The organism is Arthrobacter sp. FW306-07-I (genome assembly GCF_021800405.1).
Classification (GTDB): domain Bacteria; phylum Actinomycetota; class Actinomycetes; order Actinomycetales; family Micrococcaceae; genus Arthrobacter.
Genome location: NZ_CP084550.1, coordinates 2,748,253 through 2,766,618 on the forward strand (window position 1 = coordinate 2,748,253; position 18,366 = coordinate 2,766,618).

The following is an 18,366-nucleotide window of genomic DNA, read 5'->3' on the forward strand; positions in this document are numbered from 1 at the left end:
GGCGGCCGTGCGGTTGGGTTGGCTGGTGGTCACCACTGCAACCCCCACTGATCGCCAAGGAACTGCAGCGCGTCGGCAAACCGCTTGGATGAGGTGTCCCAGGAATGGCCGGTGTGTTCCACGACGTGTGCCTGCACCGTAAAGCCGGCATTCTGCGCTGCCGCGGCAAGCGTCTGGAGGTTGGCCACGAACTCCGGATCGTTTTGCCCTGCGGTGAGGTACATGCCGTGGGTCTCGAACCGTTGGTGTTTCATAATCTCCAGTGGAGTCTGACGGGTGAATTCGTCGGGGTTCCCCGGGAACGCCGCGTCGATTGTCTTCTGCCGTTCCTTGGCAATTGCCGGTTCCGCTTCGCTGGAGAAAGCCAGCACGTCGGCGTAGATGTCGGGATGCCTGGTCCCCATCTGCACCGCACACGTGCCGCCGAAAGAGAAACCTCCGATGGCCCAGTGGCTGTGGTTGGTGTCCACCGCCAGGGTGGAACCGATCCATTGTGGAACGTCCTGGGAAAGGTACGTGTCCGCTTTGGCGATCCGGCTGTCCATGCACATGGTGTTGGCGGACTGCGAGCCGTTGGGATCGGGGATGACCACTACGGGAGACACTCCGCTGTGGGCAGCGGCGAAAGAATCCATATGGCCGCGGATGGCGCCGCCGGTAAGCCAGTCGGCAGGGCCGCCAGGCTGGCCCGCGACCAGGACCAGCACCGGCAGGGCGGGGCGGTTGGCTGCGAAGTAGGCGGGCGGAAGGTAAATGTAGGCGTCGCGGGTGTTCATCCCGGACAACGTTCCAGGGATCGCGGACTTGCGCAGGACACCTCCGGCAGGCAACTCCCCCTGCGGCTTCCAGCCCCGCAGGGGCAGGCCGTCGGGTTCCCCGGTGTGGCGCATGAGGTCCTGCTCCAGCGCGGGAATGCGGGCCAGGGCCGTACCCAGCAGGTCACTGACGGTCCTGTTCAGGCCAAAGTAGGCGTTGATCTGGATCGCCGAGAGCAGCACCACCAGCAGCGCAGCGAGGATCCCTCCCCCGCGGCGGCTCCAACTCGTCCTGGGCAGCCGGAGCAGGCACAGGAGCAGGGCCGCCACACCCGGCACCAGCCACAGCAGGACGGGGTCGGGCAAGTCCTCGGGGAAGATGGTGAAGATGTTGATGAGCGCCCAGTGGACCGTGCCGACCAAGGCAAATGCGGCTGCTGTGGCCGTGAGGATACGGACCGCCCACGCCCGGACGCGATGGACCGGAACCATGGCGGCGCGCCAAGGCGGCACCAGGAGGTAGGCGGCGCCGCCCATTCCCAATACCAGCACGGTTCCATAGAGTGGACCGTCGGTGAGCCGGATGTCTAAAAGCCAGTCCACGTTGGCTAGCGCCAGGTCCCCACGCCAATGACAGGACCTGCTTCCAGCCAGGATGACAGTCCGGTATAGGCGTCGAACTTCATGGCCAGGTGCAGGTCCTGCCCCTCGTAGCGAAGTTCGACGATCACCACGTCCGGCTGTACCTTCACCGCCTCCGCTTCAGTAGGCTTCCGGCGGCCGAGCAGCTCAAGGGAGCTGCGTTTGAACGTGTACTTGGGGCGGACACTCAACGAGATGAGCTTGAACCATTCAAGGTCGTTGTCCTGATAACGACAAACCCCCATCTGCCAACTGTTTCCAGCTACGCAAATGGAGGCGTCCACCGTGCCGAGGGCACGCCGCAGGTTGAAGCGGCGCACCCCCGAAAGGCACAGTGCAAAAATAAGCAATCCGAACACGACTGCCAGTGCGATGAACGTAATACCCGGTGCGTCCATCAAGGTCGTGCTAGCGGATCCCAGCGGTAGCCGAGCCGCCCAACTGGGCGTTGTCAGCAACGATCACCACGCGGTTGTTGTCGACGGAGAAGAACCCGCCGTCGACGTCCACCGCAATACGGTCTCCGGACACCGGCTGGATTGCCAGTTCACCCTCGGCCAGGATCGCCAGCAGGGGCGAGTGGCCGGGCAGGATTCCGATTTCACCATCGCTGGTGCGGGCCTTGACCATCTTGGCCGCTCCGGACCACACGAAGTGGTCCGCTGCGACAATCTCAACCTCAAGCTCAGCCATATTACTTGGTCTGTTCCTGGATCTTGGCCCACTGGCGCTCGACGTCATCAAGGCCACCGACGTTGAAGAACGCCTGCTCCGCGATGTGGTCGAGTTCGCCGTCGCAGATCGCCGCGAAGCCTTCAACGGTGTCCTTGATGGAGACCGTGGAGCCTTCAACACCGGTGAACTGCTTGGCGGTGTAGGTGTTCTGCGAGAGGAACTGCTGGATACGGCGTGCACGCGACACGACAATCTTGTCTTCCTCGGAGAGCTCATCGACACCGAGGATGGCGATGATGTCCTGGAGTTCCTTGTTCTTCTGCAGGATCTGCTTAACACGGACGGCCGTGTTGTAGTGGTCCTTGCCGATGTACTGGGGGTCCAGGATTCGGGAGGTGGACGTCAGCGGGTCCACGGCCGGGTACAGACCACGGGAGGCGATTTCACGGGAGAGTTCCGTGGTCGCATCGAGGTGCGCGAAGGTGGTGGCCGGTGCCGGGTCGGTGTAGTCATCCGCGGGAACGTAGATGGCCTGCATCGAGGTGATCGAGTGGCCCTTGGTGGAGGTGATGCGCTCCTGCAGGAGGCCCATCTCATCCGCAAGGTTGGGCTGGTAACCCACGGCCGAAGGCATGCGGCCGAGGAGGGTGGAAACCTCGGAACCTGCCTGGGTGAAGCGGAAGATGTTGTCGATGAAGAGCAGCACGTCCTGGTTCTGCACATCGCGGAAGTACTCCGCCATGGTCAGCGCGGACAGGGCCACGCGCAGGCGCGTTCCCGGCGGCTCATCCATCTGGCCGAACACAAGGGCGGTGTCCTTGAGGACGCCTGCCTCTTCCATTTCAACCCAGAGGTCATTGCCCTCACGGGTACGCTCGCCAACACCGGCGAATACCGACGTACCACCGAAGTTGCGCGCAACACGGGTGATCATTTCCTGGATGAGCACGGTCTTGCCCACGCCGGCGCCGCCGAAGAGGCCGATCTTTCCACCCTTGATGTACGGGGTGAGGAGGTCGATGACCTTGATGCCGGTCTCCAGCATCTCGGTGGAACCTTCGAGCGAAGCGAAGCTGGGAGCCTTGCGGTGGATGGGCCAGCGCTCGGTGATTTCCAACTCTGACTCGGCAACGTCCAGGGGCTGTCCCAGGACGTTGAAGATGTGGCCCTTGACGCCGTCACCGACGGGAACGGAGATGGGGGCACCAGTGTCCACCACGGACGTGCCGCGGACGAGTCCGTCGGTGGCCTGGAGGGAGATGGCGCGAACGAGGTTGTCACCCAGGTGCTGGGAGGTCTCGAACGTGATGGTCTTGGTGACACCGTTGAGGGTGATCTCGGTTGTCAGAGCGTTGTAAATGGACGGGATTGCGTCAGCCGGAAATTCGACGTCGACAACCGGGCCGATTACGCGCGCAATACGGCCGGATGCACCGGACGTTGCGGCTACGTGTTCGGTAGCAGTGGCAGTCATCTCTCTCACTTCATTCAGTAGATGGCGTGGGGTTAAGTGTATCTGTGGTGGTGCAGGTTCCGCGGGAACCGAGGCAGTGGAGGCTAGGACGCGAGGGCGTCGGCACCGGCAACAATCTCGGAGAGTTCCTGCGTGATTTCAGCCTGGCGGGCCGTGTTGCGCAGACGCGTGTACTTCTTGATCAGGTCTGTTGCGTTGTCGCCCGCGGACTTCATCGCCCGCTGGCGCGCGGCGAGCTCGGAGGCTGCTGCCTGCAACATGGCCGCGAAGATACGGGATTCGATGTAGCGCGGCAGGAGGGCGTCAAGGACCCGCTCCGCTTCCGGCTCGAACTCGTACAGCGGCAGAAGGTCAGACTCAGATTCGGCCTGCTCTTCCACGACCTCCAGCGGCAGCAGGCGGATGACCGTCGGCTCCTGGGTGACCATGGACTTGAAGCGGGTGTAAACAACGTGGATCTCCTCCACGCCGCCCTCTTCGAACTCAGTTGCGAATTCCGACAGCAGTGCTTCGCCGATCTCGCGTGCCGTGGCGAACTCAGGCGCATCGGTCCCTCCGGTCCAGACCCGCGCATACTCGCGGTTCCGGAAATCAAAGTAGGCCTGTGCCTTGCGTCCGACGACGTAGGTCTTGACTTCCTTGCCCTCTTCGTGAAGAAGCTCGATGAGACCTTCCGCCTGCTTGAGGACGCTGGCCGAGTAGGAGCCGGCAAGGCCGCGGTCCGAGGTGATTACCAGGACGGCGGCACGGCGGATCTGCTCGGGCTCAGTGGTCAGCGGGTGGTCGATCTCGCTCTGGCTGGCGACAGCAGAAACGGCGCGTGTGATCGCGTTCGCGTAAGGCAGTGAAGCTGCTACACGTGCACGGGCCTTGCCGATGCGCGAGGTAGCGATCAGTTCCATCGCCTTGAAGATCTTGCGCATCGACGTGGTCGAGCTGATCTTCTGGCGGTAGACCCGGATCTGGGCTCCCATACTTATCCTTTCCTAGCGTTCCGTGAACCGGGTGTGCCGGACCCGTGGGCCCGGCACACTCGGCCAGTGGAACTAGCGCTTCTGCCTGACGATTTTTTCCTGGTCAACCTGGGCCTCGTCGATGGGGGCATGCTCTTCATGCCCGGCACCGACCAGCAGGTTGTCGCCCTCGCCGAAGAAGCCCTTCTTGAAGTCCACAATCGAGGACTTCAAGGCTGCAACGGTGTCATCGTCCAGCACGTTGGTCTGGGCCAGCGTGGTGAGGATCGAGGACTTGTGGCGCAGGTGCTCAAGGAACTCAGACTCGAAGCGGCTGATGTCCTCGACCGGAACGTCGTCCAGGTAGCCGTTGGTACCGGCCCAGATGGAGACGACCTGGTCCTCGACCGGGAACGGCGAGTACTGGCCCTGCTTGAGCAATTCCATCAGGCGGGCACCACGGGTCAGCTGCTGGCGGGACGCTGCATCCAGGTCGGATGCGAACATCGCGAACGCCTGCATGTCTCGGTACTGGGCCAGGTCCAGCTTCAAGGTACCGGAGACCTTCTTCATGGACTTCACCTGAGCGGCACCGCCAACGCGGGACACCGAAACACCCACGTCAACAGCGGGGCGCTGGTTGGCGTTGAAGAGGTCGGACTGCAGGAAGATCTGGCCGTCCGTGATGGAGATGACGTTGGTCGGGATGTAGGCGGACACGTCGTTCGCCTTGGTCTCGATCAGCGGCAGTCCGGTCATGGAGCCGGCGCCGAGCTCGTCGGAGAGCTTGGCACAACGCTCCAGCAGGCGGGAGTGCAGGTAGAAGACGTCGCCCGGGTAAGCCTCGCGTCCCGGCGGGCGGCGCAGCAGCAGCGACACGGCGCGGTAGGCTTCGGCCTGCTTGGACAGGTCATCGAACACGATGAGGACGTGCTTGCCGCCGTACATCCAGTGCTGGCCGATGGCCGAGCCGGCGTACGGTGCCAGGTACTTGAAGCCAGCGGGGTCAGAGGCGGGAGATGCCACGATGGTGGTGTACTCCAGTGCGCCGTTGTCCTCGAGGGTCTGGCGGATGGCGGCGATGGTGGACGCCTTCTGGCCGATGGCAACGTAGATGCAGCGGACCTGCTTGGTCACGTCACCGGAGGCCCAGTTGGCCTTCTGGTTGATGATGGTGTCGATCGCAATGGCGGACTTGCCGGTCTGGCGGTCGCCAATGATCAGCTGGCGCTGGCCGCGGCCGATCGGGATCATCGCGTCAATGGCCTTGAGGCCGGTCTGCATCGGCTCGTGGACCGACTTGCGCTGGGTTACGCCCGGGGCCTGAAGCTCCAGTGCGCGGGTGGTCTCGGCCTTGATCTCGCCGAGGTCGTCGATGGGCACGCCCAGCGGGTCGACAACGCGGCCAAGGAAGGCATCGCCCACGGGCACGGACAGAACCTGTCCGGTCCGGTGGACTTCCTGGCCTTCTTCGATGCCGGTGAAGTCGCCGAGGATGATGACGCCGATTTCGCGGACGTCAAGGTTCTGGGCCAGGCCCAGGGTGCCGTCCTCAAAGCGCAGCAGCTCGTTCGCCATGACCGAGGGAAGACCCTCAACACGGGCGATGCCGTCACTAGCGGTGGTTACGCGGCCGACCTCTACGCGCTCTGCGTTCCCGGGTTCGTAGGACGCCGCGAACTCGTTCAGCGCATTACGGACGTCGTCGGCGTTGATGGTCAATTCGGCCATCTGCAGTCCCTGCTCTCCTGTTTGTGATCACCGCAAACGGTGACCGGGGTTTCTATCAGTTGTATTGTGCTTGTCCGGCTAGCCGGCCAGCTGGCGCTGCAGCTCACCCAGCTTGGTGAGGACCGAAGCGTCAAGCACTTCGTCACCAACCTGGACGCGGATGCCGCCAATGAGTGCCGGGTCAACATTGAGGTTGACCTTCAGTTCCCGCCCGTACATGGCATTCAGGCCAGCCTGCAGGCGGGCAAGCTGTGTCTGCGTCAAAGGACGGGTTACGCTGACCGTTGCAATCCAGCGCTGCTGCCGCTTGGCTGCCAATTCAGCGAACCGCTGCACCAACCGGGTGGGCTTGATACCGCGGGGCTGGGTCACAGCCTGGGCAATGAGGACTTTCGCTTCCTCACTGGCACCTGGCACAAGCTTCTCCGCGAGTGCAACCTTGGCTGCACTGCTGGCCTGTGGTTCGGACAGAGCACGTTGTACCTCGTGGCTGGAGGCAACAGCCTGGTTGAAGGAGAACAGGTCGTTCTCCAGCTCTTCCAGGCCAGTGATTCCGGAGGCAGAAACGGCCGACTTGTTTTCAGCAACGGAAATGACCACCGTTGCGGCAAGAGTCTCGAGTGCATCGCCGATATCACGTGCGTTGGCCCAGCGTAGGCTGGCCAGTCCGCCTGCGATGTCTGCAGCATCAGCGGAGACTTTTCCGCCAACCAGCTGCTTGACCAGCGCCGACTTTTCGTCACCGTTGCGGGACGGGTCAGTCAGGGCGCGGCGCAAGCCAGCCGAGCTGTCCACCATTCCCAGAATTCCGAAGAGTTCCTTTGCCAGCTGCAGCGACGCAGTCGGAAGCTTTGCTTCCAACTCTGCCAGCGCTGTTGCCAGCGATTCGCTCGATACGCCTGCCATTACTTTGCTGCACCTGCGTTCTGGGACTCCAGATCTGCCAGGAAGCGGTCCACTACCCGCGCTGCGCGTGCGTCGTCGTCGAGGGACTCGCCCACGATGCGGCCGGCAAGGGTGGTGGCCAGGGTGCCAACCTCAGAGCGCAGGGACACAACGGCCGCCTGGCGCTCGGATTCGATCTGCGCGTGAGCCTGTGCCGTGATGCGGGCAGACTCTGCTGCCGCCTTCTCCTTGAGATCCGCGAGGATCTGGGCACCTTCGGCGCGGGCTTCCTCACGGATGCGGTTGGCTTCGGTGCGGGCGTCGGTCAGCTGCTGCTTGTACTCTTCGAGTGCAGCAGACGCCTCAGCCTGGGCCTTTTCAGCCTTGGCGATGCCGCCTTCAATGGCCTCGGCACGCTCTGCAAAGGTCTTCTCGAACATCGGGACAACATACTTGACCACGATGAAGAAGAGGATGGCAAAGCCCACGAAGACAACCAGCATTTCCCAGGCATTGGGAACAAGGGGGTTGACGTCGCCTTCAGCGGCGGCTGAGATGATCAGCTGATGCATATTTCACCCGTCCTTATCTACTCGGTTCTGAATGTTCGCTGAGGTTCTGAAGGTTTACTTGAGAACGAAAGCGAAGACCAGGCCCAGGATGGCGAGTGCTTCGGTCAGCGCCAGGCCAAGGAATGCGATCGGCTGCAGGACGCGCTGGGCTTCCGGCTGGCGTGCGACGCCGTTGATGTAGGCAGCGAACACGAGACCCACACCGATACCACCGCCGATAGCCGAGAGGCCATAGCCGATGAGGTTGAGGGAGCCGTTGATGGAGCCTTCCATTTTTTTTCCTTTCAAGATGCCGCTTTGTGCGGCAGGTTGTTTGGGTTGCTTCATCCCCGCGAGGGGAAGACTGTGGTGTGCCGGCGGAGCATGGCTCCCCCGGCGGGGTGCCTAGTGGCTGTCGGCGTGCAGCGCGCCTTCGATGTAAATCGCGGTCAGCAGCGTGAAGACGTAGGCCTGCAGGACCATGATCAGGGCCTCGAGCATGTACATGGCGATGGCACCGGCGAGGACCAGGACCGAGGTGCCCTTCAGCAGGACGTTCTCCTGCATGATCAGGTACTCAATGCCGGAGCCGGCGATCATCACGATGAGGTGGCCTGCGAGCATCGTGGCGAACAGACGGAGGCTGTGGGTGACCGGCCGGACTACGAAGTTGGAGATGATCTCAATGGGGATGACGATCGGCAGGATGTACCACGGTACCCCCGAGGGGACGGTGGCCAGCTTGAAGTAGCGCAGGCCGTTCTTCTTGACGCCGATGGCGATCCAGGTGATGTAGACCAGGCCGGCGAGCACGTACGCTCCACCCACGTGCGAGAACGTGGGGAGCTGGAACACCGGGATGGCACCGTAGATGTTGTTGACCAGGATGAAGAAGAACAGGCTGAAGAGCAGCGGGACGTACTTGATGAAGTCCCTGCCGCCGATGATGTCCTTGGCAATGCCGTTGCGGACGAAGCCGTAGGCGGCCTCGCCGGCGAACTGGAGCTTGCCGGGTACCAGCTGCTGCTTGCGTGCGGCCAGCACGAAGAAGACGGCGATAAAGACGACAGAGAGGAGGACCAGCAGCATCTGCTTGGAGAATCCTTCTGCGGCACCCCACGGCAGGATTGCCGGCAAATGCATTTCGTTAATACCAGGAGGAGTGAACTCTCCTGAATCTTGGGCCGGGAGCGCAAGCGCGATCAACGCGTTTCCTCTCTGCAGTGTCCATCATTGGGCGTTGGGCGGGGTCCGGCAGCCTGACAGCCTGCTGTTCCCCCTGTGAAATTATTTGGCATTATCTTCTCCGTCCTGGGACGGTGCGCTGGAAGCATGGCGCTCATCAGCATTTTTGCGGGAACTGGTGAGGCCGTGCATGTGGGAAAGGTAGAAACCTCCGACGGCTCCAAGCAGAGCGCCTGCGAGCACGATCCAGCGCGTTCCCCACAGATAATCCAGTCCCCACCCTATCAAACTCCAGACGATGATTCCGCCAATGATGTAGCTGAATACAGCCATTCCAGCGTTGTAGCCGCCATCGTTGGAAGCGTCGGAAGCAGCGGGCGCGGAGCTGTTGGATCCACGTTTGCCGTGGGCAGCGCCCGCGGACTTCTTCGGGTCACGCATCGGTTGCTCCCCTGTCCTCTGGATCGTTGTAGATCTGGAGGCGGGCGCGGCTGAAGCCATGGATTTCTGCAGCCTGCCAAAGGACGACGGCAACCACCGCGCCGATGATGAACCATCGGCCGTGGAGCCATTCCGGAGCACCGATGGCAAACAGGACCACGGCAAAGCCCACTACCTTGATGAAGTAGGTGGCGACGAACATGCCGATCGCCCCCGACGGGTTGCGGCGTCCCACGAAGTGCCCCACCAGCAGGCTGATGCCAAAGAACAGCATCACCAGCAGGCCACCGAGGACGCTCGACACGGCGCCGGTGAACCCGTTCAGGAGGGCGGCCGGGATGGCACACAGCACAAGTCCCGCCGCCGCGGCGATGGAACTGCGCTTGAGCAGGTTCAGCCACAGTGAAGGCGTGGGACCGGAGGCGCCAACGGGACCATTGCCGGAGGCAGGTCCGGACTCGGCGTTGGAGGTCATTCGATCCCAATCGTCGGCACCACATGGCAAAACGCCAGGAGGCAGGGGGTGGAGTGGCAGCTTGGGCTGCCACTAAATTCTACACGAGATAGAAATAATTCAGAACCGGCGTTACGCCCTGGTTTCCCCGTTTCCCCGCGCCAGGTAGGGCCACGCGGTGACCAGTCCCATGACCAGCGTGGCAAAGATGTCGACCGCAAGCACGATCTGCCAGGGGAAGATTGCGAACGCCAGGCCACCGAAGGAGAGCACTGCCGTCCACAGGTACATCAGGATCACGGCGGTGCGGTGGGAGTAGCCGATGTCCAGGAGCTTGTGGTGCAGGTGGCCGCGGTCCGCCGACCACGGGGAACGTCCACGGGCCGTCCGGCGCACCACGGCCAGTCCCAGGTCCAGCAGCGGAAGGAACAGGACGGCGAACGGAAGCAGGATGGGGATCACCGTCGAGATGCCGTTCGCGCGGTCGTAGAGGCCCGAGGAGATCTGCCCCGTGGACACCACACCGGCCGAAGCCATGAGCAGTCCGATCAGCATGGCGCCGGAATCACCCATGAAGATCTTCGACGGAAACCAGTTGTGCGGCAGGAATCCCAGGCAGCCGCCTACCAGCACGGCCGTGATGAGGGTCGCCAGATCCGAGTAGTCCAGCAGCACCGCGTTACGGTGCACCCAGTAGGCGGTGAAGAAGAAAGCCGTGCCGCCGATAATGGCCACCCCGGCGGCGAGCCCGTCCAGTCCGTCGATGAAGTTGAAGGCATTCATGGTGGTGACGATCAGCCCAGCTGTCAGCACCACCCGGAGCGTTTCGTTTTGCAGGTAGATGGGCTCTGGAATCCAGGGGATGATGGTCATTCGGACCCCCAAGAGGGCCACTGTCAGGCCGGCTGCGCTTTGCCCGATCAGCTTGACCCACCACCGGATGTCCAGCAGGTCGTCCGCCACGCCCACCAGGACGATCACGGCTGCGCCGGCCAGGACCCCCCAGGGTGAGAAATTGTTCCGGTAGATGTCTTTGACGAAGAAAGACTGGCTGGCCACGACCAGCGCCACCATGATCCCCAGGAAGATCGCGACACCGCCCAGCCTGGAAACGGGGATGGAGTGCATGTCCCGGCTGCGGATGGGCAGGTGCAGCTCGAGCCTGTGGCCCACCACCCGGGCGCCCCACGTGGCAGCGTAGGACACGATGGCAGCCGTCAGCCCCATAAGCAGGTACATGATCATGGGGCAGGCACCGTCTGGGGAGTAATGGTGTCGAAGCCGTTCAGCTGTGCCGGCAGCCGGTCCGTGGTGGAAGGGCTCATTGGCCGGGAATCTGTTCTTCGATAAATGAAACTTCTCCGTCGCCGAGCGCGCAGCAGGCAGTGCGCCAGACTTACGCGCAGCGCCTTACAGGGCTGTATTACAGTGGACTCTAGTCAAAGATACTAGTGCCACCGGCACCATGGCTCCGCGCCACACGGGCGCACAACAGGTGGGGAACTCCCTGGCAGCCATGCGGAAAGGACCCCCATGACCCCCCGCATTGCGGTTGCCGCCGTGACTTTCGACCGGCCCAAGGAACTGTCCGTCCTGCTGGAGTCGATTAACGCCCAGAGCCGCCACGTGGACACCATTTGCCTGGTGGACAGCGGCACCACCCCGGCTGCGGAGGTGGCGGCGGCGCACCCCAACGTTGACTATGTCCGCTCCGAAGCCAACCTGGGCGGCGCCGGCGGGTTCGCGCTGGCTGCGCTCAAGGCGGTGGCCAGCGGCGCGCGCTGGGTCTGGATGATGGACGACGACGCCGAGCCGGCCGATCCGGAATGCCTCGCCACGCTGCTTCGTGAGGCTGAGGCCCGCGACCTGGAAGCGGTGGTCCCCTTGGTGACAGCGCCCGGAAATCCCGACCGGCTGTCCTTTTTCTTCCGCCTTGACGGCAAAGTCACGCACGACCGCGCGGAGGTTGAAAAGCGCGGCTTCCTGCCCGACGACGGGCACTTCTTCAACGGCGCGCTGATCCGGTCAGACGTGTTCTTCAAAGTCGGCCTGCCCGACATGCGCCTGTTCATCCGCGGCGACGAGGTGGATTTCACCATCCGGCTCCGCAAGGCGGGGGTACGGTTCGGCACGGTGACCACCACCGCCATTACGCACCCGCATGCCTTCTCGGAAACCCAGCATGTCTACGGTGCCCGCTGGCACGTGATCGTTCCGGACTCCGCCTTCAAGCGCTTCTATTACTACCGGAACCGGGGCTACCTCATCCGCCGGTACTTCCGGGTGCGATCGTTCGTGGCCGACGTCGGCGGTTACCTGGGCTACTTCCTGCAGCGCCGCGACCTGCGGGGCTTCCTGGGTTGGGCGCGTTCGTTCAGCACCGGCCTTCGCGGCAAGGGCTTCGCTCCGCTGGAGGACCAGAAGTTCTAGGCCCTGCCCCGGTTTTTCATCCGCCGGGCAACCAGCAGCCACAGCAGGACCCACGGCTCCCCCAGCACGCGATAGGCAACACGGCGGGGATGCAGGAGCAGGCGCCATGCCCACTCAAGTCCCATCCTGCCCAGCCAGCGAGGAGCAAGTTTCTGCACACCGGCCAACTGTTCGATGGCGCCGCCCACGGCACAGTAGACGGCAGGCGGCATGTCGCGCAGCCGCCGCTGCAGGACTTCCTCCTGGAGTGGCATGCCGAGTCCGAGCAGGACCAACTGGGGCTGCTCATGGTGCAGCCACGCCACAACCTCGTCCTCAAGGGCAGGTCCCCAGCCCTCCCCCGGGAAGCCGGCGACATGGGCGCTGGGAACGATGTCCTTCAACCTGCTGACGGCGCCCGCGTTCGCTTCCGCGCCTGCGCCGATCACGGCAATCCGCTCCAGGCCGCGCACCTCGTGGAGGGCAGGCAGCCAGTCGGTGGAACCCAGCCGGTAATCCATCACCGGGCCCTCGGCGTTACCGGTCCTCCCCCACAGCCACAGCACCGGGGCGCCGTCCAGGAGCACCACGTCGCTTTCTTCATATAAGCGGCGGAAGCCGTCATCGGACAAGGTGAGCGTGACGCTGTGCAGGTTATGGCCCAGGACGGTTCGGGTTGATCCGTCTTCGATGAACCGGTTGAGCTCCTCGACCAGCTCGGAAACGCGCAGGGGTGTCGCGTGGACGTCCAGGACGGGGATCTGCTGGCGGTCCAGGGCCATCAAGGCTGCTGGTTCCCGGCCGGCGTGGTCGGTTCTGCGTCAGTAGCCGTCACCGCGGAGGAACCGGACACCGCAGGTGCGTGACCGGCGTCGTCCGTTGCATCCCCTGAGGCCTGCTGCTCCGGTGCGGGTTCCGCTTCAGCCATCGGGATCTCGCCCAGGCCAAGGACGCCCGGGACGTGCTCCCGCAACTGGTCCAGGCTCACGGCGCCGGTGCGCACCACGCGCAGGACGGGCCCTGTGGCGTCAACGATGGTTGAGGGTACGCCGGCCTCACCTTCCAGCGGGCGGGCGCCGCCTTCAAGGTACACCTCCACCGAGTCTGCAAGCTGTTCGCGCGCCGCTGCGGCCGTCTGGGCGGGGGCCTGGCCGGTGCGGTTGGCGGAGGAAACGGCAAGCGGACCGGTCAGGGTCAGCAGTTCCAGGGCAACGTCGTCGGCGGGCATCCGCAGCGCCACGGTGCCCTTGGTTTCGCCAAGATCCCAGTCCAGGGACGGCTGCGCATGCAGGATGAGGGTCAGGCCGCCGGGCCAGAAGGCCTCGGCGAGCTTCCGGGCGTCCGCCGATACCTCGGTGGCCAGGCCGTCCAGGGCGTTGATGCGCGGAATCAGGACGGGCGGCGGCATGGTGCGGCTGCGTCCCTTCGATACCAGCAGCATCGTGACGGCCTGGGGTGAGAATGCGTCCGCGCCGATGCCGTAAACCGTGTCCGTGGGGAGCACGACGCACTTCTTTTCGCTGATGGCACGCTGCGCGTGTTCCAGGCCCCGGGCCCGCTCGTCGTCAATGGTGCAGTCATAAGTTGTGGTCACTGGCCCATTCTTTCATTCCGTGTGGACTGGTCCGCGAGCACGGCACTGGTGGCGCGCTCCTTGCCGTTCAGGTCCAGGTGCGTGGTGATGGCTGTCCAGGTTCCGCTGCTGGCAAGCATGGCGGCAATCCAGCCCGCCTGGACTTCGGCGTGTTCCATGACGAAGTACCCCCCGGGCCGCAGCAGCCGGGCAGCGGAGGCCGCTGCCGCCGTCGGCAGTTCCATGCCGTCCGCTCCCCCGCCGTACAGTGCCTCGGGAGGATCGTGCAGGGCTACTTCGGGTTCGTTGGGGATGGCTTCGGCGGGGATGTACGGGGGGTTGGAAACAACGACGTCGGCAGTTCCGTCAAGTTCGGCGAAAGCGTCGCGCAGGTCCCCCAGGATGAGGTTCACGCCCAGCGGCGCCAGGTTCTTAGCCGCCCAGGCGTGCGCGAAGGGGCTGTATTCGACGGCGTGGACCTCTGCGCCGGGTACCTCGTGGGCAATGGAGCCGGCGATGGCACCGGAGCCGGTCCCCAGGTCCACGATCCGGGGATGCGGCATGCCCTTGACGCGGTCGATGGCCAGCTGGACAACGGACTCCGTCTCGGGTCGCGGGATGAACACCCCGGGCCCCACTGCCAGTTCCAGGTAGCGGAAGTGCGCAACCCCGGTGATGTGCTGCAGCGGGATGCGGCGGGCACGTTCGGCCACGAGTTCGGCATAGCCTTCCGGTGCGGGGGTGTCACCCAGCATCAAAGAGCGGAGTCGCCCCAGCCCTACGTTGAGGAGGTGGTCGGCCAGGAGTTCAGCATCGGCCCGGGGGCTCGGCACACCGGCTTCCGCCAGGAGCGCAGCGGCCTCCCGGACCGCCGCGGCCAGGGTCTGGGACGGCGCCGCTGAGGTGGGCTCGATCATGGCGTAGTTCCGGTCAGTCGCCGATGGCGTCCAGGCGGGCCTGCTCGTCCATCTCGATGGCGGACTGGATGACCGGTTCCAGGTCGCCGTTCATGACCTGGTCCAGGTTGTACGCCTTGTAGCCAGTGCGGTGGTCCGCGATCCGGTTTTCAGGGTAGTTGTAGGTGCGGATGCGCTCCGAGCGGTCCATGGTGCGGATCTGCGACTTGCGCTGGGCCGAGTTTTCGGCGTCGATCTGCTCCTGCTGATGTGCCAGGATGCGTGCCCGCAGGACGCGCATGCCCGCTTCGCGGTTCTGCAGCTGCGACTTCTCGTTCTGCATGGCCACCACGATGCCGGTGGGAAGGTGCGTGATTCGGACGGCGGAGTCGGTGGTGTTCACGGACTGCCCGCCCGGACCCGAGGACCGGTACACGTCGATCTTGAGGTCGTTCTGGTTGATCTCGAGTTCTTCGGGCTCGTCCACTTCGGGCAGGACCAGCACGCCGGCGGCGGACGTGTGGATGCGGCCCTGGGATTCGGTGACGGGCACGCGCTGCACGCGGTGCACGCCGCCTTCGAACTTGAGCCGCGCGTAAACGCCTTCGGCGGGATCGTTCGAGTTGCCCTTGACGGCCACCTGGACGTCCTTGTACCCGCCAAGGTCGGATTCGGTGGCGGAGATGATTTCGGTCTTCCAGCCGCGGGATTCCGCGTACCGGGTGTACATGCGCAGCAGGTCGCCGGCGAACAGGGCAGCTTCGTCGCCGCCTTCGCCGCCCTTGACCTCAAGGATCACGTTGCGGGCGTCGTCCGGATCGCGCGGAATGAGCAGGCGGCGAAGCTTGGCCGCAGCAGTCTCCAGCGCGGCCTCGAGTTCAGGCACCTCGGCAGCGAACTCGGGATCCTCGGCAGCCATCTCCTTGGCAGCGGCAAGATCATCCCGGAGGCCCTCCCACTTGTGGTACGCCTCAACAATGCCATTGAGCTGAGCCGACCGCCGCCCAAGCTTCCGGGCCAGCCGCTGGTCAGCATAAACAGCAGGATCCCCGAGCTGCGCCTGAATGGCATCATGCTCATCAAGCAGGCCCTGTACGGACTCAAACATCTATAAACCTCTTTCGTTCTGTGCCCATTTTAGTGGGGCGCAGGAATCCAATCCCAAAGCAGGCCGGGCGTACGGTGAGCCGGACGACCGACGCGCGGGTTTTCCGCCCCGGGAGTGGCTTCGGGCCTGCCGGAGCGTGACGGCTCAAGTCCGTCAGGACTGAGCCGCCACGCGAAGGGGCGGGGGCGGAAAACCCGCGCGGCGAACCACGCGAGGTATCCGCACCCCGCCCCGTAACTCAGCTACTTGTCGTTATCCGACTTCGCACCAAGCGTCGTCTTCTGGACCTGCATGAGGAACTCGACGTTGCTCTGGGTTTCCCGGATCTTGTTGGTGAGCAGTTCAAGGCTCTGCTGGGTTTCGAGTCCGGAGAGGACGCGGCGCAGCTTCCACATGATCTTGACTTCTTCGGGCGACAGCAGGTTTTCCTCGCGGCGGGTGCCGGAGGCGTTGACGTCGACTGCGGGGAAGATGCGCTTGTCGGCCAGCTGGCGGGACAGGCGCAGTTCCATGTTGCCGGTGCCCTTGAACTCTTCGAAGATGACCTCGTCCATCTTGGAACCGGTCTCGACGAGCGCGGTGGCCAGGATGGTGAGTGAGCCGCCGTTTTCGATGTTGCGGGCGGCGCCGAAGAAGCGCTTGGGCGGGTAGAGCGCTGCGGAGTCCACACCACCGGACAGGATGCGGCCGGAGGCCGGTGCTGCCAGGTTGTAGGCACGGCCCAGTCGGGTCATGGAGTCGAGGAGGACCACCACGTCCATGCCCATTTCCACGAGGCGCTTGGCGCGTTCGATGGAGAGTTCAGCCACGGTGGTGTGGTCGTCGGCGGGACGGTCGAAGGTGGAGGCAATGACCTCACCCTTGACGGTGCGCTGCATGTCCGTGACTTCTTCGGGGCGTTCGTCAACCAGCACCATCATGAGGTGGACCTCAGGGTTGTTGGTGGTGATCGCGTTGGCGATGGACTGCAGGATGAGCGTCTTGCCTGCCTTGGGCGGGGAGACGATCAGGCCGCGCTGGCCTTTGCCGATCGGTGCCACGAGGTCGATGACGCGGGGGCCGATCTTTTTGGGGTCGGTCTCCAGGCGCAGGCGCTCGGACGGGTACAGGGGAACGAGCTTGGCGAACTCGACGCGGTCCTTCAGCTCTTCCGGCGTCTTGCCGTTGACGGAGGTGACGCGGACCAGAGCGTTGAACTTCTGGCGGTTGGACTGCTGGCTGCGGTCCTCGCCTTCCCGCGGTGCACGGATGGCGCCGACTACGGCGTCGCCCTTGCGCAGGTTGTACTTCTTGACCTGCGCCAAAGAGACGTAGACGTCGTTGGGGCCGGGCAGGTAGCCGGAGGTGCGGATGAACGCGTAGTTCTCCAGGACGTCCAGGATGCCGGCAACCGGCAGCAGGACGTCGTCTTCGGTGACTTCGACGTCGTCCACGTCCGGGCCTTGGTTGCGGCCGCGGCGGCGGTCGTTGCGGTCCCGGAAGCGGTCATTGCGCGAGTTGTCCCGGTCCTGGCCGCCGGAGCGGTCGTTCCGGTCACGGCGGTTGCGGCGGTTGCGGCGGTTTCCGCCGTCCGAATCGTCGCCGTCGCGGTTGTCGCGGTTATCCCGGCCACCTTCACGCTGGCCTGCCTCGCGGCTGCCCTGGTTGTCGCGGCCGCCGTCGGCATCGCGGTCACGGCCACGGGTGCGGCCGCCTTCACGGCGTTCGGTGCGCTGGCCGGCGTCGCCCGCTTCAGTTGCGGGGGCTTCGGTACGCTGCTCGCCGGAACGCTGTTCAGCGGCCGGCTGCTCTGCCGGGGTTTCCACCGGGGCTTCCTGGACGGAGGCGGCAGGGGCTTCGCTGCGGCGGCGGTTGCGGGTGCGCGGCTGGCGGCGCTCTGCAGCACCTTCCGTCGCCTCGGGTGCTTCCGCAGGAGCGGCCGACGGCGCTTCGACAGTTGCGGGGGCGGGCGCGGCTGCGGTCTCCACGACGGGAGCTTCGGCTGCGGGGGCAACCACGCCGTCACTGACGGCGCGGCGGCTGCGGCCACGCCCACGGGCACGGGTGCCTTCCGCTGCAGGAGCTTCTGCGGCAGGGGCGTCCACCGCGGAAGCCGGTGCGGTCGAAGCCGGAGCCACGGTGCTTTCCGGAGCCTTTTCCGCTGACTTTGCGGGGGCCTTGGCGGTGAGGGTCCCGGCGCGATGGGCGGAGATGGCCGAGACCAGGTCCCCCTTGCGCATGCGGGATCCGCCGGAGATACCGAGCTGGCTGGCAAGGGCCTGCAGCTGGGCGAGCTTCAGGCCGGCGAGGCCGCTGCTCTTGGCGGGTGCAGCCGTTGGTTCGGCAGCAGAAGTTGTGTGTTCCACAGCTGGTGACAGCTCAGTGGTTTCGGTCACGAAGGATCCTTCCCCCTCGACGGCGTCCAGACTGGGAGCTGGACGCGATGATTTGATCTGGGCTGCAGTTCAGATCTGCAGCCGGGATTGTTCGGCCTTGCCGGTTGGATTTCGGCCAGCAGGGCCGGATACTGATTCACCTTGCGCTGCGCCCATGGCACAACGCCGGACTGACGGTTCAGGGGCAGTTGGATGCTGCAGATTCCTGCGACAGACCAAGCAGGCGGCACCGGAATACATTCACAGTCGTAGATCAAAT

Annotated in this window: 19 protein-coding genes; 1 reads left to right on the top strand and 18 read right to left on the bottom strand. The window is 64.4% G+C overall.

Annotation, left to right across the window (positions count from 1 at the left end; all coding sequences use genetic code 11):
• Positions 1 to 29 precede the first annotated feature (29 nt).
• The 13 genes from LFT46_RS12710 to LFT46_RS12770 form a co-directional block, all read right to left on the bottom strand.
• Entirely contained in the window at positions 30 to 1,358 is a 1,329-nt protein-coding gene (locus LFT46_RS12710; RefSeq protein ID WP_236819961.1) for an alpha/beta hydrolase, read from the bottom strand.
• Between the two features lie 5 nt (positions 1,359 to 1,363).
• A complete protein-coding gene (locus LFT46_RS12715) occupies positions 1,364 to 1,795 on the bottom strand; it encodes a DUF2550 domain-containing protein (protein ID WP_236798765.1) in 432 nt (143 codons plus the stop codon).
• Positions 1,796 to 1,805: 10 nt separating this feature from the next.
• Positions 1,806 to 2,090, bottom strand: a complete 285-nt coding sequence (locus tag LFT46_RS12720; protein ID WP_018760117.1) for a F0F1 ATP synthase subunit epsilon — start codon at positions 2,088 to 2,090, stop codon at positions 1,806 to 1,808.
• Position 2,091: 1 nt separating this feature from the next.
• Positions 2,092 to 3,546, bottom strand: a complete 1,455-nt coding sequence (gene atpD / locus LFT46_RS12725) for a F0F1 ATP synthase subunit beta (RefSeq protein WP_236798766.1) — start codon at positions 3,544 to 3,546, stop codon at positions 2,092 to 2,094.
• Between the two features lie 83 nt (positions 3,547 to 3,629).
• Positions 3,630 to 4,520, bottom strand: coding sequence for a F0F1 ATP synthase subunit gamma (locus LFT46_RS12730; protein ID WP_236798768.1), 891 nt, complete (start codon positions 4,518 to 4,520; stop codon positions 3,630 to 3,632).
• Positions 4,521 to 4,592: 72 nt separating this feature from the next.
• Positions 4,593 to 6,230: a F0F1 ATP synthase subunit alpha gene (gene atpA, locus LFT46_RS12735; protein ID WP_018768403.1), complete on the bottom strand. Its 1,638-nt coding sequence runs from the start codon at positions 6,228 to 6,230 to the stop codon at positions 4,593 to 4,595.
• A gap of 78 nt (positions 6,231 to 6,308) precedes the next feature.
• Complete coding sequence (locus LFT46_RS12740) at positions 6,309 to 7,136, bottom strand: F0F1 ATP synthase subunit delta (RefSeq protein ID WP_236798769.1); 828 nt, start codon at positions 7,134 to 7,136, stop codon at positions 6,309 to 6,311.
• On the bottom strand, positions 7,136 to 7,687 hold the full coding sequence (locus LFT46_RS12745; RefSeq protein WP_142133430.1) for a F0F1 ATP synthase subunit B: 552 nt from the start codon (positions 7,685 to 7,687) through the stop codon (positions 7,136 to 7,138). Before LFT46_RS12745 ends, LFT46_RS12740 begins: the two co-directional genes overlap by 1 nt.
• Before the next feature lie 54 nt (positions 7,688 to 7,741).
• Complete coding sequence (gene atpE / locus LFT46_RS12750) at positions 7,742 to 7,960, bottom strand: ATP synthase F0 subunit C (protein WP_003804776.1); 219 nt, start codon at positions 7,958 to 7,960, stop codon at positions 7,742 to 7,744.
• 111 nt (positions 7,961 to 8,071) lie between these two features.
• Positions 8,072 to 8,872 carry a F0F1 ATP synthase subunit A gene (gene atpB / locus LFT46_RS12755; RefSeq protein ID WP_236798771.1) on the bottom strand — a complete coding sequence of 267 codons (801 nt, stop codon included), beginning with the start codon at positions 8,870 to 8,872 and terminating at the stop codon, positions 8,072 to 8,074.
• A gap of 81 nt (positions 8,873 to 8,953) precedes the next feature.
• Positions 8,954 to 9,292, bottom strand: coding sequence for an AtpZ/AtpI family protein (locus tag LFT46_RS12760; RefSeq protein WP_236819963.1), 339 nt, complete (start codon positions 9,290 to 9,292; stop codon positions 8,954 to 8,956).
• On the bottom strand, positions 9,285 to 9,767 hold the full coding sequence (locus tag LFT46_RS12765; RefSeq protein ID WP_236819966.1) for a hypothetical protein: 483 nt from the start codon (positions 9,765 to 9,767) through the stop codon (positions 9,285 to 9,287). Before LFT46_RS12765 ends, LFT46_RS12760 begins: the two co-directional genes overlap by 8 nt.
• Positions 9,768 to 9,878: 111 nt before the next feature.
• Positions 9,879 to 10,991: an MraY family glycosyltransferase gene (locus LFT46_RS12770; RefSeq protein WP_236798776.1), complete on the bottom strand. Its 1,113-nt coding sequence runs from the start codon at positions 10,989 to 10,991 to the stop codon at positions 9,879 to 9,881.
• Between the two features lie 288 nt (positions 10,992 to 11,279).
• Here LFT46_RS12770 and LFT46_RS12775 point away from each other — a divergent pair, with 288 nt between their 5' ends.
• The gene (locus LFT46_RS12775; protein WP_236819968.1) at positions 11,280 to 12,176 is read left to right on the top strand and encodes a glycosyltransferase; all 897 of its coding nucleotides are present in this window, start codon (positions 11,280 to 11,282) and stop codon (positions 12,174 to 12,176) included.
• Here the strand turns inward: LFT46_RS12775 and LFT46_RS12780 are convergent.
• The 5 genes from LFT46_RS12780 to rho form a co-directional block, all read right to left on the bottom strand.
• Positions 12,173 to 12,937, bottom strand: a complete 765-nt coding sequence (locus LFT46_RS12780; protein ID WP_236819969.1) for a WecB/TagA/CpsF family glycosyltransferase — start codon at positions 12,935 to 12,937, stop codon at positions 12,173 to 12,175. The genes LFT46_RS12775 and LFT46_RS12780 overlap by 4 nt on opposite strands.
• Positions 12,937 to 13,749 (bottom strand): L-threonylcarbamoyladenylate synthase, encoded by an 813-nt coding sequence (locus LFT46_RS12785; RefSeq protein ID WP_236819971.1) that lies wholly within the window; start codon positions 13,747 to 13,749, stop codon positions 12,937 to 12,939. Before LFT46_RS12785 ends, LFT46_RS12780 begins: the two co-directional genes overlap by 1 nt.
• Entirely contained in the window at positions 13,746 to 14,645 is a 900-nt protein-coding gene (prmC, locus tag LFT46_RS12790; RefSeq protein WP_236819973.1) for a peptide chain release factor N(5)-glutamine methyltransferase, read from the bottom strand. The genes LFT46_RS12785 and prmC overlap by 4 nt, the downstream gene beginning before the upstream one ends.
• 13 nt (positions 14,646 to 14,658) lie before the next feature.
• On the bottom strand, positions 14,659 to 15,732 hold the full coding sequence (prfA, locus tag LFT46_RS12795) for a peptide chain release factor 1 (RefSeq protein ID WP_236819975.1): 1,074 nt from the start codon (positions 15,730 to 15,732) through the stop codon (positions 14,659 to 14,661).
• A 242-nt stretch (positions 15,733 to 15,974) separates the two neighbouring features.
• Positions 15,975 to 18,107: a transcription termination factor Rho gene (rho, locus tag LFT46_RS12800; RefSeq protein WP_236798788.1), complete on the bottom strand. Its 2,133-nt coding sequence runs from the start codon at positions 18,105 to 18,107 to the stop codon at positions 15,975 to 15,977.
• Between the last annotated feature and the right edge of the window lie 259 nt (positions 18,108 to 18,366).

Excerpts from the sequence above, each read along its gene's own strand:
- LFT46_RS12715 (WP_236798765.1), bottom strand. The coding sequence starts at position 1,795 with ATGGACGCACCGGGTATTACGTTCATCGCACTGGCAGTCGTGTTCGGA.
- LFT46_RS12740 (WP_236798769.1), bottom strand. The coding sequence starts at position 7,136 with ATGGCAGGCGTATCGAGCGAATCGCTGGCAACAGCGCTGGCAGAGTTG.
- LFT46_RS12760 (WP_236819963.1), bottom strand. The coding sequence starts at position 9,292 with ATGCGTGACCCGAAGAAGTCCGCGGGCGCTGCCCACGGCAAACGTGGA.
- atpD (WP_236798766.1), bottom strand. The coding sequence starts at position 3,546 with ATGACTGCCACTGCTACCGAACACGTAGCCGCAACGTCCGGTGCATCC.
- LFT46_RS12720 (WP_018760117.1), bottom strand. The coding sequence starts at position 2,090 with ATGGCTGAGCTTGAGGTTGAGATTGTCGCAGCGGACCACTTCGTGTGG.
- LFT46_RS12765 (WP_236819966.1), bottom strand. The coding sequence starts at position 9,767 with ATGACCTCCAACGCCGAGTCCGGACCTGCCTCCGGCAATGGTCCCGTT.
- atpE (WP_003804776.1), bottom strand. The coding sequence starts at position 7,960 with ATGGAAGGCTCCATCAACGGCTCCCTCAACCTCATCGGCTATGGCCTC.
- atpA (WP_018768403.1), bottom strand. The coding sequence starts at position 6,230 with ATGGCCGAATTGACCATCAACGCCGACGACGTCCGTAATGCGCTGAAC.
- prmC (WP_236819973.1), bottom strand. The coding sequence starts at position 14,645 with ATGATCGAGCCCACCTCAGCGGCGCCGTCCCAGACCCTGGCCGCGGCG.
- prfA (WP_236819975.1), bottom strand. The coding sequence starts at position 15,732 with ATGTTTGAGTCCGTACAGGGCCTGCTTGATGAGCATGATGCCATTCAG.
- LFT46_RS12770 (WP_236798776.1), bottom strand. The coding sequence starts at position 10,991 with ATGATCATGTACCTGCTTATGGGGCTGACGGCTGCCATCGTGTCCTAC.
- LFT46_RS12775 (WP_236819968.1), top strand. The coding sequence starts at position 11,280 with ATGACCCCCCGCATTGCGGTTGCCGCCGTGACTTTCGACCGGCCCAAG.
- LFT46_RS12730 (WP_236798768.1), bottom strand. The coding sequence starts at position 4,520 with ATGGGAGCCCAGATCCGGGTCTACCGCCAGAAGATCAGCTCGACCACG.
- LFT46_RS12780 (WP_236819969.1), bottom strand. The coding sequence starts at position 12,937 with ATGGCCCTGGACCGCCAGCAGATCCCCGTCCTGGACGTCCACGCGACA.
- LFT46_RS12745 (WP_142133430.1), bottom strand. The coding sequence starts at position 7,687 with ATGCATCAGCTGATCATCTCAGCCGCCGCTGAAGGCGACGTCAACCCC.